This is a genomic window from Burkholderia sp. (assembly GCF_018375725.1).
Classification (GTDB): Bacteria; Pseudomonadota; Gammaproteobacteria; order Burkholderiales; family Burkholderiaceae; genus Burkholderia.
In genome coordinates this window covers 1-13,283 of record NZ_JAHACR010000096.1, presented here as the reverse complement: position 1 = coordinate 13,283, position 13,283 = coordinate 1, and the positions used below count along the sequence as shown (strand labels likewise).

14 protein-coding genes are annotated in these 13,283 nt (G+C 65.9%); 4 read left to right on the top strand and 10 right to left on the bottom strand.

Annotated features, from left to right (window positions below):
• The 6 genes from KH616_RS12795 to KH616_RS12770 all read right to left on the bottom strand — a co-directional run.
• Positions 1-326, bottom strand: a 326-nt coding sequence (locus KH616_RS12795; RefSeq protein ID WP_292244965.1) for an ATP-binding cassette domain-containing protein, incomplete at its 3' end; no start/stop codon positions are given.
• Complete coding sequence (locus tag KH616_RS12790; RefSeq protein ID WP_292244963.1) at positions 323-1,195, bottom strand: ABC transporter ATP-binding protein; 873 nt, start codon at positions 1,193-1,195, stop codon at positions 323-325. The genes KH616_RS12790 and KH616_RS12795, both read right to left, overlap by 4 nt.
• A 1-nt stretch (position 1,196) precedes the next feature.
• Positions 1,197-2,111 (bottom strand): nickel transporter permease, encoded by a 915-nt coding sequence (nikC, locus tag KH616_RS12785; RefSeq protein WP_292244961.1) that lies wholly within the window; start codon positions 2,109-2,111, stop codon positions 1,197-1,199.
• Positions 2,112-2,175: 64 nt separating this feature from the next.
• The gene (locus tag KH616_RS12780) at positions 2,176-3,246 is read right to left on the bottom strand and encodes an ABC transporter permease (RefSeq protein WP_292244959.1); all 1,071 of its coding nucleotides are present in this window, start codon (positions 3,244-3,246) and stop codon (positions 2,176-2,178) included.
• Between the two features lie 10 nt (positions 3,247-3,256).
• Positions 3,257-4,858, bottom strand: coding sequence for an ABC transporter substrate-binding protein (locus tag KH616_RS12775; RefSeq protein ID WP_292244957.1), 1,602 nt, complete (start codon positions 4,856-4,858; stop codon positions 3,257-3,259).
• A 112-nt stretch (positions 4,859-4,970) separates the two neighbouring features.
• Positions 4,971-5,489, bottom strand: coding sequence for a hypothetical protein (locus KH616_RS12770; protein WP_292244956.1), 519 nt, complete (start codon positions 5,487-5,489; stop codon positions 4,971-4,973).
• 26 nt (positions 5,490-5,515) lie between these two features.
• On the opposite strand from KH616_RS12770, the gene KH616_RS12765 reads away from it, so the two are divergent.
• The gene (locus KH616_RS12765) at positions 5,516-5,764 is read left to right on the top strand and encodes a helix-turn-helix transcriptional regulator (RefSeq protein ID WP_292244954.1); all 249 of its coding nucleotides are present in this window, start codon (positions 5,516-5,518) and stop codon (positions 5,762-5,764) included.
• A 2-nt stretch (positions 5,765-5,766) separates the two neighbouring features.
• Positions 5,767-7,104, top strand: a complete 1,338-nt coding sequence (locus KH616_RS12760; protein WP_292244953.1) for a type II toxin-antitoxin system HipA family toxin — start codon at positions 5,767-5,769, stop codon at positions 7,102-7,104.
• 40 nt (positions 7,105-7,144) lie between these two features.
• On the opposite strand, the gene KH616_RS12755 is transcribed toward KH616_RS12760, so the two are convergent.
• Both KH616_RS12755 and KH616_RS12750 read right to left on the bottom strand, forming a co-directional pair.
• Positions 7,145-8,734, bottom strand: a complete 1,590-nt coding sequence (locus tag KH616_RS12755; protein WP_292244952.1) for an ABC transporter substrate-binding protein — start codon at positions 8,732-8,734, stop codon at positions 7,145-7,147.
• Positions 8,735-8,873: 139 nt separating this feature from the next.
• A complete protein-coding gene (locus KH616_RS12750; protein ID WP_292244951.1) occupies positions 8,874-9,215 on the bottom strand; it encodes a sugar ABC transporter ATPase in 342 nt (113 codons plus the stop codon).
• Here KH616_RS12750 and KH616_RS12745 point away from each other — a divergent pair.
• Positions 9,214-9,633, top strand: a complete 420-nt coding sequence (locus KH616_RS12745) for a hypothetical protein (protein WP_292244949.1) — start codon at positions 9,214-9,216, stop codon at positions 9,631-9,633. The genes KH616_RS12750 and KH616_RS12745 overlap by 2 nt on opposite strands.
• A gap of 21 nt (positions 9,634-9,654) precedes the next feature.
• Here KH616_RS12745 and KH616_RS12740 read toward each other — a convergent pair whose 3' ends face one another.
• Together KH616_RS12740 and KH616_RS12735 are read right to left on the bottom strand one after the other, a co-directional pair.
• On the bottom strand, positions 9,655-10,575 hold the full coding sequence (locus KH616_RS12740) for a bestrophin family ion channel (RefSeq protein WP_292244945.1): 921 nt from the start codon (positions 10,573-10,575) through the stop codon (positions 9,655-9,657).
• Between the two features lie 15 nt (positions 10,576-10,590).
• On the bottom strand, positions 10,591-12,915 hold the full coding sequence (locus tag KH616_RS12735) for an FdhF/YdeP family oxidoreductase (protein ID WP_292244968.1): 2,325 nt from the start codon (positions 12,913-12,915) through the stop codon (positions 10,591-10,593).
• A 171-nt stretch (positions 12,916-13,086) separates the two neighbouring features.
• Between KH616_RS12735 and KH616_RS12730 the strand changes: the two genes are divergently transcribed.
• Positions 13,087-13,283: winged helix-turn-helix domain-containing protein (locus KH616_RS12730; RefSeq protein WP_292244943.1), on the top strand; the 197-nt coding region annotated here is incomplete at its 3' end.

The following is a 13,283-nucleotide window of genomic DNA, read 5'->3' as shown; positions in this document are numbered from 1 at the left end:
TGGATCGTCAGCGGCTCGCGCAGCGTCTGGTCGACCGTGAAGCTCGGATGCAGCGACGCGTACGGATCCTGGAACACCATCTGCACGTTGCGGCGAAATGCGCGGTCGAGCTTGCCGTCGATTGGCCGGCCGTCGATCGACAGGCGGCCGGACGCGAGCGGCACGAGGCCGGTCAGCGCGCGCAGCAGCGTCGACTTGCCGGAACCCGATTCGCCGACGAGTCCGAATACTTCGCCTTCGCGCACGGCGAAGCTGGCATCGCGCACCGCATCGACATGGCCGGTGCGGGTCGGAAAACGGATCGATACGTGGTCGATGTCGATCATCGGGCGTCCTCGGTCAGCCACGCCGGATCGCGTTGCAGCACCGGCAGTTCATCGGGCGGGTTCGCAAGCGGCGGCATCGTGGCGAGCAGTCCGCGCGTGTACGGATGCTTCGCGTACTTCAGATCGCGCGCCGCGCAGGTTTCGACGACACGCCCCGCATACATCACGGCGATGCGATCGCAGAACGACGTCACGAGCGGCAGGTCGTGGCTGATGAACATCACGCCCGTGCCGTGCCGCGCAATCATCTCGTCGAGCACGGCGAGCACCTGCATCGACACCGCGACGTCGAGCGCCGACGTCGGCTCGTCGGCGATCAGCAGGCGCGGGCCGGTCGACACCATCATCGCGATCATCACGCGCTGGCCCATGCCACCGGACAGTTCGTGCGGATAGGCATCGGCGACGCGCGCCGGATCGCGGATCTGCACGGCGGCCAGCGCATCGACGATCCGTTCGCGCAGCGCGCGACCGCGCAGCCCCGGTTCGCGCAGCCGGAATGCTTCGCCCATCTGCCGTGCGACCGTCATCACCGGATTCAGCGAATACTTCGGATCCTGCAGGATCATTCCGATCTGGCTGCCGCAGAGCCGTCTGCGTTCGCGCGGCGGCATCGCGAGCAGGTCGTGTCCGCCGAAGCGCATCGCGCGCGCCGACCATCGTGCGGCATCGGGCAGCAGGCCGAGCAGCGCGCGCCCGGTCAGCGACTTGCCCGAGCCTGATTCGCCGACGATGCCGAGCCGCTCGCCGGGCGCGAGCGTCAGCGACAGGTCGCGCACGGCGTCGGTCACGGTGCCGTCGTGGCCGCGAAAGCCGATCCGGAGTCCGTCGATCTCGCAGAGCGGCGCGTCGGCGTGGTTCGCTGGCATGTCACGCTCCATGTCGGGGATCGAAGACGTCGCGCAGGCCGTCGCCGAGCAGGTTGAACGCGAGGCTGACGAGCAGGATCGCCGCGCCGGGCAGCGTCGCGACCCACCATGCGTCGAGCAGCACATTGCGGCCCGACGCGACCATGAAGCCCCATTCCGGGCTCGGCGGTTGCGCGCCCAGGCCGAGGAAGCCGAGCCCCGCGACCGTCAGGACGATGCCGGCCATGTCGAGCGTCGCGCGCACGATCACCGACGACATGCAGAGCGGCACGATGTAGCGCAGCACGATGCGCAGTCCGGATGCGCCTTGCAGCCGCGCCGCGTGAATGAAGTCGGCCTGCGCGATGCGGATGGTCTCGGCGCGTGCGAGCCGCGCATACGCGGGCCACGCCGTGATCGAGATTGCGACGACCGCGTTGATCACGCCGGGTCCGAGCGCCGCCGCGAACGCCAGCGCGAGGACGATCTTCGGGAAGGCGAGCGCGACGTCGGTGATGCGCATCAGCACGCTGTCGACCATGCCGCCGCAATAGCCGGCGGTCGTGCCGATCATGAGCCCGATCGGCACGACGATCACGACGACGAGCAGCGCGATGCCGAGCGTGATGCGCGATCCGCCGATCAGCCGCGAGAGGATGTCGCGGCCGAGCTGGTCGGTGCCGAGCCAGTGCGACGGCGAGCCCGGCGGCAACAGGCGGTCGGCCAGCACCTGCTGCAACGGATCGTGCGGCATCAGGAACGGACTCAGGATCGCAACGACAATCAGTGCGACGAGGATCGCGAGCCCGAACAGGTTAAGCGGATTCGCGGCGAAGCGCCGCCAGCGGCGGTATGCGAGGCCGAGCGCGGCCTGTGAACGGGAGGCGGGCGCATCGGAGAGGAGCCATGCGCGCATGGACGGGCGCTCGGCATTCATGATCGGACGACCTTCTTCGGGATGGGGTGTGATGGCATGAGAGGCAGGGTGCGCATGGCGGCACTCACCGGGCGCGCGGATCGAACACGCGGTACAGCGCGTCGGTCAGCAGGTTGACGGTGATGAACATCGCGCCGATCACGAGCGTGGCGCCGAGTACCGCGTTCATGTCGGCATTGAGCAGCGCGCCTGTCAGATACGAGCCGAGACCGGGCCACGCGAACACGATTTCGGTCAGCACGGAGCCTTCGAGGAGATGGCTGTACGTGAGCGCGATGACGGTCAGGAGCGGCACCGCGATGTTGCCGAACGCGTGACGCCAGATGACGCGGCTTTCCGAGAGACCCTTCGCGCGCGCGGTGACGATGTATTCCTGGCTGAGCTGATCGAGCATGAACGAGCGCGTCATCCGGCTCAGATAAGCCACCGAGTAATACCCGAGGATCGCCGCCGGCAGCGCGATATGCGACAGCGCGTTGCGGAACACGTCCCATTCGCCGGCGAGTGCGGCATCGATCAGCAGGCTGCCGGTGCGCGTGTCGACCATGCCGTCGAACGCCGGATCGAGCCGGCCGGGCCCCGCGACCCAGTGCAGCCGCGCATAGAAAAGCAGGAGACCCATCAGGCCGAGCCAGAATACCGGCACCGAACTGCCGATCAGGCCGATGAAGCGCGCGAGGTGGTCGATCGGCCGGTTGTGCCTCACGGCCGCCGCCACGCCGAGCGGAACGCCGATCGCGATACCGATCAGCGTCGCGAGCGTCGCCAGTTCGAGCGTCGCGGGAAACACGCGCTTGATGTCGTCGAGCACCGGGTTCGATGTCAGCAGCGAGATGCCGAGATTGCCATGCAGCACGTCGCGCGCATAGATCAGGAATTGCGTGGCGAGCGGCTTGTCGAGGCCGAGTGCGATGCGCTCGGCCGCATAGGATTCGGCCGATGCGCGATCGCCGAGCACGGCGAGCACAGGGTCGATCGGCACCTTGCGGCCGATCACGAACGTCAGTGCGAGCAGCCCGGCGAACGTGACGGCGAGCGTGAGCGCCCAGCGCAGCACGCGCAGCGCCCAGCGCACGGCCGGGCGGCGCGCGGGCAGCGTGCGCAGTGCTTCGAGGGAGGGGACGGGCGTCGACATGCGGCGATGCTTACTGTTTCTTCAGGTTGCGGTACGACACGAGATCGTTGATCGGCCCGACTTCGAGCCCGCTTACGCCGGGCCGCGTCGCGACCTGCGCCACCTTCTCGAACATGATCACGAATGGCGAGCGCGCGAGCACGTCCTTCTGCATCGACTGATAGCGCTGCGGGCGTTTCGCGGCCGACGGTTCGGCGAGCGCGGCGTCGGTGTCCTTCGTCAGCTGCGGAATGGCCCAGCTGTTGCGCCATGCGAGCATCCGGTAGCTCGACTTGTCGGAGTTGTCGGGATTCCACGCGAAACCCTGCGCATTGCTGTGCGGGTCGATGTAGTCGGCCGACCATTCGCCGATATAGATGTCGTGCTGGCGCGCACGGTACTTCGCGAGCGTCTGCTTGTTGTCGCCGGGAATCAGCTGGACCTTCACGCCGGCTTGCGCGAAATTCGCCTGCACCGCCTGTGCGATCTCGGTGTAAGGGTAGTCGTTGCGTACGTCCATCGTCACGGAAAAACCGTCCGGCACACCGGCTTTCGCGAGCAGCGCTTTCGCCTTCGCGATGTCGAGGCGGTACGGATTCGCGTCGAGCGTGCCGAGGAAACCGTCGGGCAGGAACGTCTGGTGCACCTTGTAGGTGGTCTTCACGACGTGGTTCTGGATGCCCGAATAGTCGACCAGGCTTTTCAGCGCTTCCTGGACATCGGGCTTCGCGAGCATCGGATTCTTCATGTTCAGGCCGAGATACAGCAACGTCGCCTGCGGCGACGGCGCGACCTTCGCCTTGCCGGATTTCGCGACCGCCGCGAGATCGTCGGGGCTCAGGTCGCGGGCGGCATCGACGTCGCCGTTTTCGAGCAGCAGGCGCTGGCTTGCCGCTTCCGGCACGTGGCGCAGCACGATGCGCTTCATCGCGAGCGGCAGCCGGTAGCCGTCGAAGCGTTGCAGCACGATGCTGTCGCCCGGCGTCCACTTGACGAGCCGGTAGGCGCCGGAACCGGCTTCGCCGGTTTTCAGCCAGCCGTTGCCGAAATCGTTGTTCTGCTGGTGCGACAGCAGCAATGTCCTGTCGAGCACCGAGGCCGGCCACGAGCCGAGCACGTTCAGCACGAAGGTCGGCGCGTATTTCTGGTCGGTCGTGATGGCAACCGTCGAATCGTCGATCTTCTTCACGTTCGCGACAACATTCGCCTTCGTCAGCCCGATGCCGGCGAGCACCGCGGCGGGCCCCTTGTCGAGCAGCACCGCGCGCTGGATCGACCATGCGACGTCGTCGGCCGACAGCGGGTTGCCGGAATGGAACCTGAGGCCGGGACGCAGCTTGAACGTGAAGGTCAGGCCGTCCGGGCTCACGGTCCACGATTGCGCGACATCGCCGTTGAATTTCGATGGATCGCGCAGGTCGACGCGGATCAGCCGGTCGTAGGTGTTCGCGACGTATTCCTCCGGCACCAGCTCGTAGACCTCGCCGGGATCGAGCATCGTGAATTCGTACAGCAGCGTGGCCATCACGAACATGTCCTTCGGCGTGTCGGCGCGCGCGGCGGACAGCGGCGCGGCGGCGAGCACGGGAGCAGCGGCAAGCGCTGCGACGAACCGGGAAAGCAGAGGTTTCATGTGCGCTCCATCGGTGGGTGAGTGGAAGTGGGGACGTGTATCACATCGAAGGCCGTGGATCGCCCGATCGGCGTGGTCGATCTGCGGCAACGCGTGCGAGCCCGGCAATGCGTCATGCCACCCCTCGCGCGCGACAGGCTGGAAGGCCGCCGCATGCACCACGCACGACGATGCGCGCGTGCACGGGCAAGAGCGGGATGCCGGTGACGCGGGAGAACGCCGGGTTCAGCGAATCGCCAGACGAGCCGGACTGGCCGTCCGGACGGAACGCGCGCGGGTGCAGCTGGGCGGGGGCGCGGGGGCGCGTATGGCCGATGCCGCGTGTCGACTGGATGCCGGGGATGAAGTCCGCGTCGGCGTCGACGATGCGGGCGAACGCGCAGGTCATGACTGTTGGATCGTTGTTGCAGGAGGATCGGTTGTCATCCATCTGACGAAGCCAAAATAATTCGCGCCAGCTTAAAAAAACTATGGCGCGAAGCTTGGCGATAGCGCCGTGCGGATAAGGACAACGGGCGACGGCGGCAAGTGAGCGCATGCCGCGGATATCCAAATATTCTTCTTGGGAATATCTTGCAATTATTCTTGTGGAAAATAATTTGCTTTTATGCTTGAGGGGAATATACTGCATTTATTGCCCACAGGAATACATGCACCGTGAACGTCATCGTCAACACCCCTGACCAACTGGGGGAAATCCTGTCGTCCGCGCGTCAGGCCAAGGGCATGACGCAAGCGGAAGCCGCCGCGCGCGTCGGAATCGGGCAGCCGCGCCTGTCGCTGCTCGAAACGACGCGCACCGCCAGCCTGTCGCTGAATCAGCTGCTTGCGCTGACCGCGCTTTACGGCCTTGAGCTGAGCGTGCGCACGAAAGGCGAGAGCGGCGCGGCCGACGCGGAGTGGTAGGCATGGGCCGCAAATCGCATGCGCGCGCGCTATCGATCTGGGCCAACGGCATCCGCGTCGGCGTCTGGCGCATCCCCGCGCGCGGCGACATGGAGCTTCTGTACGACGCCGGCTGGAAGCACTCGGCGGCGGGGCGTCCGTTGTCGCTGTCGCTGCCGTTCGGCGTGGGCGATTCGCCGCTGCGCGGCGAGCGGGTGAATCACTATTTCGACAATCTGTTGCCCGACAGCGAAGCGATCCGCCGCCGGCTCGCGACGCGTTTCGGCACGGCGACGCTCGAGCCGTTCGATCTGCTCGCCGCGCTCGGCCGCGACTGCGTCGGCGCGGTGCAGTTGCTCGGCGAAAACGAAACGCCGGTCGGTTACGACCGCATCGACGGCACCGTATTGTCGGACGACGACGTCGCGCGGCTGCTCGATCAGGCGAGCGGTGCCGCAGCCGGCGTCTGGGACGACGATGACGATTTCCGTCTGTCGCTGGCCGGCGCACAGGAAAAAACCGCGCTGCTTCGGCATGACGGACGCTGGCTGCGCCCGCACGGCGCGACGCCGACCACGCACATCCTGAAGCTGCCGCTGGGCCTCGTCGGCAACAAGCGCGCCGATCTGACGACGTCCGTCGAAAACGAATGGCTGTGCCTGGCGATCCTGCGGGCATTCGGGCTGCCGGTGCCGGACGCGGAGATCCTGACGTTCGGCCCGCACAAGGTGCTGTCCGTCGCGCGCTTCGACCGCGCATTGCATCGCGACGGCCGCTGGCTGCTGCGTTTGCCGCAGGAAGATTTCTGTCAGGCGCTCGGCGTGCCGCCGCACCTGAAATACGAGGCGCATGGCGGGCCGGGCGTGCCGGATCTGGTCAACATCCTCCGGCGGTCGGAGGATGCCGCCGCCGATCTCGACACGTTGTTCGCGGCGCTGATCGTGTTCTGGATGCTGGCGGCGCCGGACGGCCATGCGAAGAATTTCAGCCTGCGGCTGCTGGCGGGCGGCCGCTACCGGCTGACGCCGCTGTACGACGTGATGTCGATCTGGCCGGTCGAGGGCGACGGCGCGAACCAGTGGTCGTGGCACAAGGCGAAGCTCGCGATGGCGGTGCATGGCAAGCGCAAGCACTACGCGATGCGCGACATCACGCGGCGCCATTTCAGCGCAATGGCCGAGCAATGCCTGCTTGGCGACATCGCCGCGCCGATCGTCGAGCGGCTGATCGCGGCGACGCCGCAGGTGATCGACACGGTTGGCGGGGCGTTGCCGGGCGGGTTTCCGGCGAAGGTCGCGGATCGCATCCTGGGCGGATTGCGGCGCGCGGCGGAGCGCCTGGACACGATGCCGGCCGGATGAAACGCGCGCCCGCCCGGTCTCGCGGGCGCGCTGGCCGAGGTTACTTCTTCAATGTCCGATACGAAACGAGATCGTTGATCGGGCCGATCTCCGGCCCGGTGACGCCCGGCCGTGTCGCGACCTGCACGACCTTCTCGAACATGATCACGAACGGCGATTGCGCGAGTACCGCCTGCTGCAGCGCTTCGTAGCGCTGCGCGCGCTTCGCCGGCGACGGCTCGACGAGCGCGGCCTCGGTCTCTCTGGTCAGCTGCGGGATACGCCAGCTGTTGCGCCACGCGAGCGTCTTGTTCGCCGCCTGGTCGGCATTGTCCGGATTCCATGCAAAGGCGCGCGCGTTGCTGTTCGGATCCATGTAGTCGGGCGACCATTCGCCGATGAAGATGTCGTGCTGACGCGCGCGATACTTGCCGATCGCCTGCTTGGCATCGCCGGGAATCAGCTTCACGTTGATGCCGCCCTGCGCGAAGTTTGCCTGCAGCGCCTGTGCAATCTCGATGTAGGGGTAGTCGTTCGGCATGTCCATCGTGACCGAGAAGCCGCCCGACATACCGGCCTTTGCCAGCAGGGCCTTGGCTTTTGCGACATCGTGCCGGTACGGACGTGCGTTCAGTGTGCCGAGGAAGCCTTCCGGCAGGAACGTTTCGTGCACCTTGTAGGTCGTGCTGACGATGTTGCGCTGGATGCCGTCGTAGTCGACGAGCCACTTCATCGCTTCCTGAACCTCGGGTTTCGCGAGATTCGGGTTCTTCGTGTTGAGGCTCAGATAGAGCAGTGCGGATACCGGCCAGGCGGTGACCCTGATCTTGCCGGCCCTGGTCAGCGCGGCGAGGCTGTCGGGGCTCAGGTTGCGCGCGGCGTCGACGTCGCCGTTCTCCAGCAGCAGCCGCTGCGCGGACGCCTCCGGCACATGGCGCAGCACCACGCGCTTCATCGGATAGGGCGTGCGGTACGCGTCGTAGCGTTGCAGCACGATGCTCTCGTTCGGCGTCCACTTGACGAGCTGGTAGGGGCCGGAGCCGGCGTCGCCGGTCTTGAGCCACGCGCTGCCGAAATCGTTGCCCTGCTGGTGCGACATCAGCAGTTTTTTGTCGAGCACCGACGCCGGGCAGGCGCTCAGCACGTTGAGGACGAAGCTCGGCGCGTACTTGCGGTCGGTCTCGAGCACCACGGTTTGCGGATCGATGGCACGAACCTTCTGTACGACGTTCGCCTTCGACAGCCCGAGATCGCCGAGCACGGCGGCCGGCCCCTTGTCGAGCAGCACGGTGCGCTGCAGCGACCACGCGACGTCGTCTGCCGTGAGCGGATTGCCGGAATGGAAGGTCAGGCCCGGGCGCAGCTTGAACGTATAGGTGGTCCCGTCCCCGCCGATGCTCCACGATTGCGCGAGCTCGCCGTTGAAATGCGTCGGATCCTTCAGGTCGACGCGCACCAGCCGTTCATAGGTGTTCGCCACATATTCGGATGGCACCAGTTCGTAGATCTCGCTCGGATCGAGGGTCGTGAATTCGCCGAGCTGCGTGGCGACGACGAAGATGCCGGCCGGCGTCGCGGCCTGAACCGGCAGCGCGGGCATGAGCGCGGTGAGCGCGGCACTGACGAACAGCTTGGACAGCAGGTGCTTCATGCGGGCTCCATCGGAAAGAGAGGTGGTGCGATTCTCTCATCGACGGCAGCCCGGTCGAAAAAAACGTCATGTGCGGACATACCGCGCACAAGGCATCGGCGGTTCGCCCGGGACGGCGGCCGATGCCGAACCCCGTGGGTCAGGTCGCGCAGCGGGCGATCGCGAAGCGGAACTGTTCCTCCGGCGGCTCGCTTGCCGTACCGCGCACGACCTTGATGACCGTGTTGCCGTGGTAGGGCGTCAGCGTGACGAAATAGGCGCCATTCGAGCGCGGGCCGACGGTGATGTCGGTCGCGTCGTTGCGCTTCGACAGATGGGTGTTCGGCAGCCGGCTGCCGAGACAGCTCGCGATCGACGCCGCTGGACGCTGCGACGAAACGTAGATCATCGCGTTCTCGCCGGACCCGGCGGATTCGGACGTGGGCGCCGAACTACAGGCGGCGAGTGCGGCAACGGGGAGGAGGAGAAGGAATCGTTTCATGTTGATGTCGTCGTGTCTCTCATGTCGCGGCAGGAACGCGATGTTTCGCGGCGAAACTGCCCTGGAATGCACTGTTTTTCAGCGGATTCGTGAAGCGGCAGGCGGCGGAGTATACCCGCGGGGAAAACGCGGCACCCGCTTTGAAACGATTCGATACAACAACGCCCGCCGCCGTGCGGGACGGCGGCGGGCGCTTCGGGTGTCGTCGAACGGACGCTTATCGACCGATCTTGTTGCTGACCGCGTTTTCCTGCTGGTTCAGCGCGCGCTGCTCGGCCAGGGTGATATGGCCGCCGTTCATGGCTGCCACGCCGCGCGCTTCCTGGATGAATTTCCGGCGCTTGCAGAGGGAAGCGCAGGGCGGGCATGCGCTGTTGACTGTCGATCCTTATCGTTTGCGAGCGCTTATTGCGTGTGATGCGCGGTGCCGCCTGGCGCGTCACGTCAGGCGATAGTGCTTGCCCGGCGCGATTTCGCCCGGCAGCGGATCGCCGTTCAGTTCGAGCAGCGAGCGCTCGATCTGCCGGGACATCGCGTCGAGCGCGAGATGATTCGGCCCGATGCCGAACGGCTCGGCGATGTCGTAGGCGATTGCGTCGAGCGCGATCAGCGTATACGAGACGAATACCGAGACGAACGGCGTCGCCGCGCCGATCACGTCGACGAGCCCGAACGGCAGCAGCATGCAATACGCGTAGATGGTTCGATGCAGCAGCACGTCGTAGGCGAACGGGATCGGCGTCGAAGCGATGCGTTCGCAGCCGCTGACCATGCTGACGAGATCGTCGAGCCGCGCATCGAGCATCCACAGCCGCGTGTCGGACAGCTTGCCGGCATCGCTGCGCGCGGCGAGCATCGCACGCATGCGATGCACGATCGCGACCGGGCGGAACCGCGCCGACGTGATGTCGGCGTAGGTTTCGTCGTCGAGCAGCGCGCGCAGGTCGGCCGACGGATCGGTGCGGCGCAGTTGATGCTTGAGCGCATAGACGAACGCGATCACCATGCGGACGAAGGCGCGGCGCTCGTGATCGCCTTCGACCGCGCGGTAGGTGAGCGCCTGCGATGTCAGCGTGCGCGCTGCGATCAGCACGCCGCCCCAGAGCACGCGCGCTTCGCGAAAGCGGTCGTAGCTCGCGTTGTTGCGAAATGCCGCGAATATCGCCAGCGTCAGGCCGACGAGCGTAAACGGCGTCGTCGGATTCAGCTGCACCTTTTCGCCGAAGATGCGTCCGCCGCTCCACAGCGCGACGAGGCTGATGGCGAGGGTCAGCGCAAGCTGCGGCATGATCGTTTTGAGTACCGAGTCATTCCAGACGAACAGCATGCGCAGCCAGTGCTCGCGCGGACGGACGATCATCGTTCGGTTTCCGGTTCAGGCGGCCAGTGCCGTGGGGGCAGCGGTCGGGTACAGCAGCACCGGCACCGACTTCGACGTCGGGGTGTTGCAGATGTCGCCGACGCTGTCGAGCGGCACGAGCGGGTTGGTTTCTGGGTAGTACGCACCGATGCAGCCGCGCGGGATGTCATAGGCGACGAGCAGGAAGCCTTCGGCACGGCGCTCGATGCCGTCGTGCCAGACCGTTTCCATGTCGACCCAGTCGCCCGCCTGCAGGCCGAGCATCGCGAGATCGTCCGGGTTGACGAACACGACGCGGCGCTGGCCGAAGACGCCGCGATAGCGATCGTCGAGACCGTAGATCGTCGTGTTGTACTGGTCGTGCGAACGCGTCGTCATCAGCGTCATCAGACGCTTGCCGTGCTTCGCGCGCGCCTGCTGGATCGGCGTGTCGGACGGCAGCGCATGCGGGATGAAGTTCGCCCGGCCAGTCGGGGTGAGCCACTCGCGCTCGCGCGACGCGACCCGCAGATGGAAGCCGCCCGGCTTCTCGATGCGCGCGTTGTAGTCTTCGAAGCCCTCCAGCGTCGCCTCGATCGCATCGCGCACCCGCGCGTAATCGTTGATGTAGCCGAGCCAGTCGATCTTGTCGCTGCCGAACAGCGCGTGACCGATGCGCGCGACGATGGCCGTTTCCGACATCAGGTTCGGCGATGCCGGCTTGTTCATGCCGTACGACACGTGCACCATGCTCATCGAATCCTCGACCGTCACGCCTTGCGCGACGCCGTTTTGCAGGTCGATCTCGGTGCGGCCGAGCGTCGGCAGGATCAGCGCGTTGCGGCCGTGGATCAGATGGCTGCGATTGAGCTTCGTCGTGATCTGCACGGTCAGATCGCAACTGCGCAGCCCTTCCCACGTGCGGGGCGTGTCGGGCGTCGCCATCGCGAAGTTGCCGCCGAGCCCGATGAAGAACTTGATGCGGCCTTCGAGCATCGCGTCGATGGTTTCGACGACGTCGTAGCCGTGATGGCGCGGCGGTTCGAAATCGAACACCTCGCCGAGCCGGTCGAGGAACGCCTGCGACGGCTTTTCCTCGATGCCGACCGTGCGGTTGCCCTGCACGTTCGAGTGGCCGCGCACCGGGCAGATGCCCGCGCCGGACCGGCCGATGTTGCCGCGCATCAGCATCAGGTTGGTCAGCATCTGGATGATCGGAACCGAATGCTTGTGCTGCGTGAGACCCATGCCCCACGTCGAGATCACGCGCTCGCTGCGGGCGTAGAGGTGGGCGAGGCCGTCGATCTGCTCGTACGACACGCCGCTTTCCGCGACGAGCGCCGCCCAGTCTTCCGCGCGCAGGTCCGCCGCGAACGCGTCGAAGCCCGACGTGTGCTCGGCGATGAACGCGGTGTCGAGCACGCGTGCCGTGCCGTTGCGGACCGCATCGTCGTCGAACTCGAGCACGCGTTTCGCGACACCCTTGATGAGCGCGAAATCGCCGCCGAGGGTCGGCTGGATGAACGTCGAGGCGATGTTGGTGCCCGAGAACGTCATCATCTCGAGCGGGCTTTGCGGATCCGCGAAACGCTCCAGCCCGCGCTCCTTGAGCGGATTGATCGACACGATCGTCGCGCCGCGCTTCGCCGCCTCGCGCAGCTCGCCGAGCATCCGCGGATGGTTCGTCGCCGGGTTCTGGCCGAAGATCAGCAGCGTGTCGGCGTGTTCGAAATCGTCGAGCGTGACCGTGCCCTTGCCGATGCCGACCGTCGGCGGCAGGCCGCGGCTCGTCGCTTCGTGGCACATGTTCGAGCAGTCGGGGAAATTGTTCGTGCCGAAGCGGCGCACCAGCAGCTGATACAGAAACGCGGCTTCGTTGCTTGCGCGTCCCGACGTGTAGAACGCCGCTTCGTTCGGATCCTTCAGCGCGCGCAGCTGGTTGGCGATCATCGTGAACGCGTCGTCCCACGCGATCGGCTTGTAGCGGTCTGTCTGCTCGTCGTAGACCATCGGATCGGTCAGGCGGCCGTGCTGTTCCAGCTCGTAATCGGTCTGTTCGAGCAGCTCGGTGACCGTGTGCTTCGCGAAGAACTCGGGCGTGACGCGCCGGCTTGTCGCTTCGGCCGCGACGGCTTTCACGCCGTTCTCGCAGAACTCGAAGGTCGATGCATGTTCCCGATCCGGCCAAGCGCAGCCCGGGCAATCGAAACCGTCAGGCTGGTTCTGTCGGAACAACATCTTGTACTTGCCGCCGGGAACGCGCTCCTTGATCAGGTTCACGGTGACGGCCTTGAGGGCACCCCAACCCGCGGCGGGGTGGGTGTACGGTTCGATGTGTGCGTCGCTGGATTTCTTCATGATGGGCCGGTCTTTGGGGCCGGTGTTGGGTGGATGTAAGGAGATTACGCGCGACAAAATGAAGCATGGACATACACCTGAGCCCATTGAAATGAAGTACAGTTGCCGAAGTTGATGCGGCGCAAGAGGGGAACTGTGCTCGCAGGATATGGGAAAAAATAAGGGGATGACCGCATGAAGCGGTACGAGAAACTGGCCGACGATATTCAGGCGCAGATCGAGCGAGGCGTATATCGGCCTGGTGAACGGATTCTGTCGGTGCGGCAGGCGAGCAAGCAGCTCCGGCTCAGCATCACGACCGTGCTGCGCGCCTATTTGATGCTGGAAAGCCGCGGATTGATCGATAGCCGGCCGCAGTCGGGTTATTTCGT

Excerpts from the sequence above, each read along its gene's own strand:
- KH616_RS12740 (WP_292244945.1), bottom strand. The coding sequence starts at position 10,575 with ATGATCGTCCGTCCGCGCGAGCACTGGCTGCGCATGCTGTTCGTCTGG.
- KH616_RS12760 (WP_292244953.1), top strand. The coding sequence starts at position 5,767 with ATGGGCCGCAAATCGCATGCGCGCGCGCTATCGATCTGGGCCAACGGC.
- KH616_RS12790 (WP_292244963.1), bottom strand. The coding sequence starts at position 1,195 with ATGCCAGCGAACCACGCCGACGCGCCGCTCTGCGAGATCGACGGACTC.
- KH616_RS12775 (WP_292244957.1), bottom strand. The coding sequence starts at position 4,858 with ATGAAACCTCTGCTTTCCCGGTTCGTCGCAGCGCTTGCCGCTGCTCCC.
- KH616_RS12770 (WP_292244956.1), bottom strand. The coding sequence starts at position 5,489 with ATGCAGTATATTCCCCTCAAGCATAAAAGCAAATTATTTTCCACAAGA.
- KH616_RS12745 (WP_292244949.1), top strand. The coding sequence starts at position 9,214 with ATGTTGATGTCGTCGTGTCTCTCATGTCGCGGCAGGAACGCGATGTTT.
- KH616_RS12755 (WP_292244952.1), bottom strand. The coding sequence starts at position 8,734 with ATGAAGCACCTGCTGTCCAAGCTGTTCGTCAGTGCCGCGCTCACCGCG.
- KH616_RS12750 (WP_292244951.1), bottom strand. The coding sequence starts at position 9,215 with ATGAAACGATTCCTTCTCCTCCTCCCCGTTGCCGCACTCGCCGCCTGT.
- nikC (WP_292244961.1), bottom strand. The coding sequence starts at position 2,111 with ATGAATGCCGAGCGCCCGTCCATGCGCGCATGGCTCCTCTCCGATGCG.
- KH616_RS12780 (WP_292244959.1), bottom strand. The coding sequence starts at position 3,246 with ATGTCGACGCCCGTCCCCTCCCTCGAAGCACTGCGCACGCTGCCCGCG.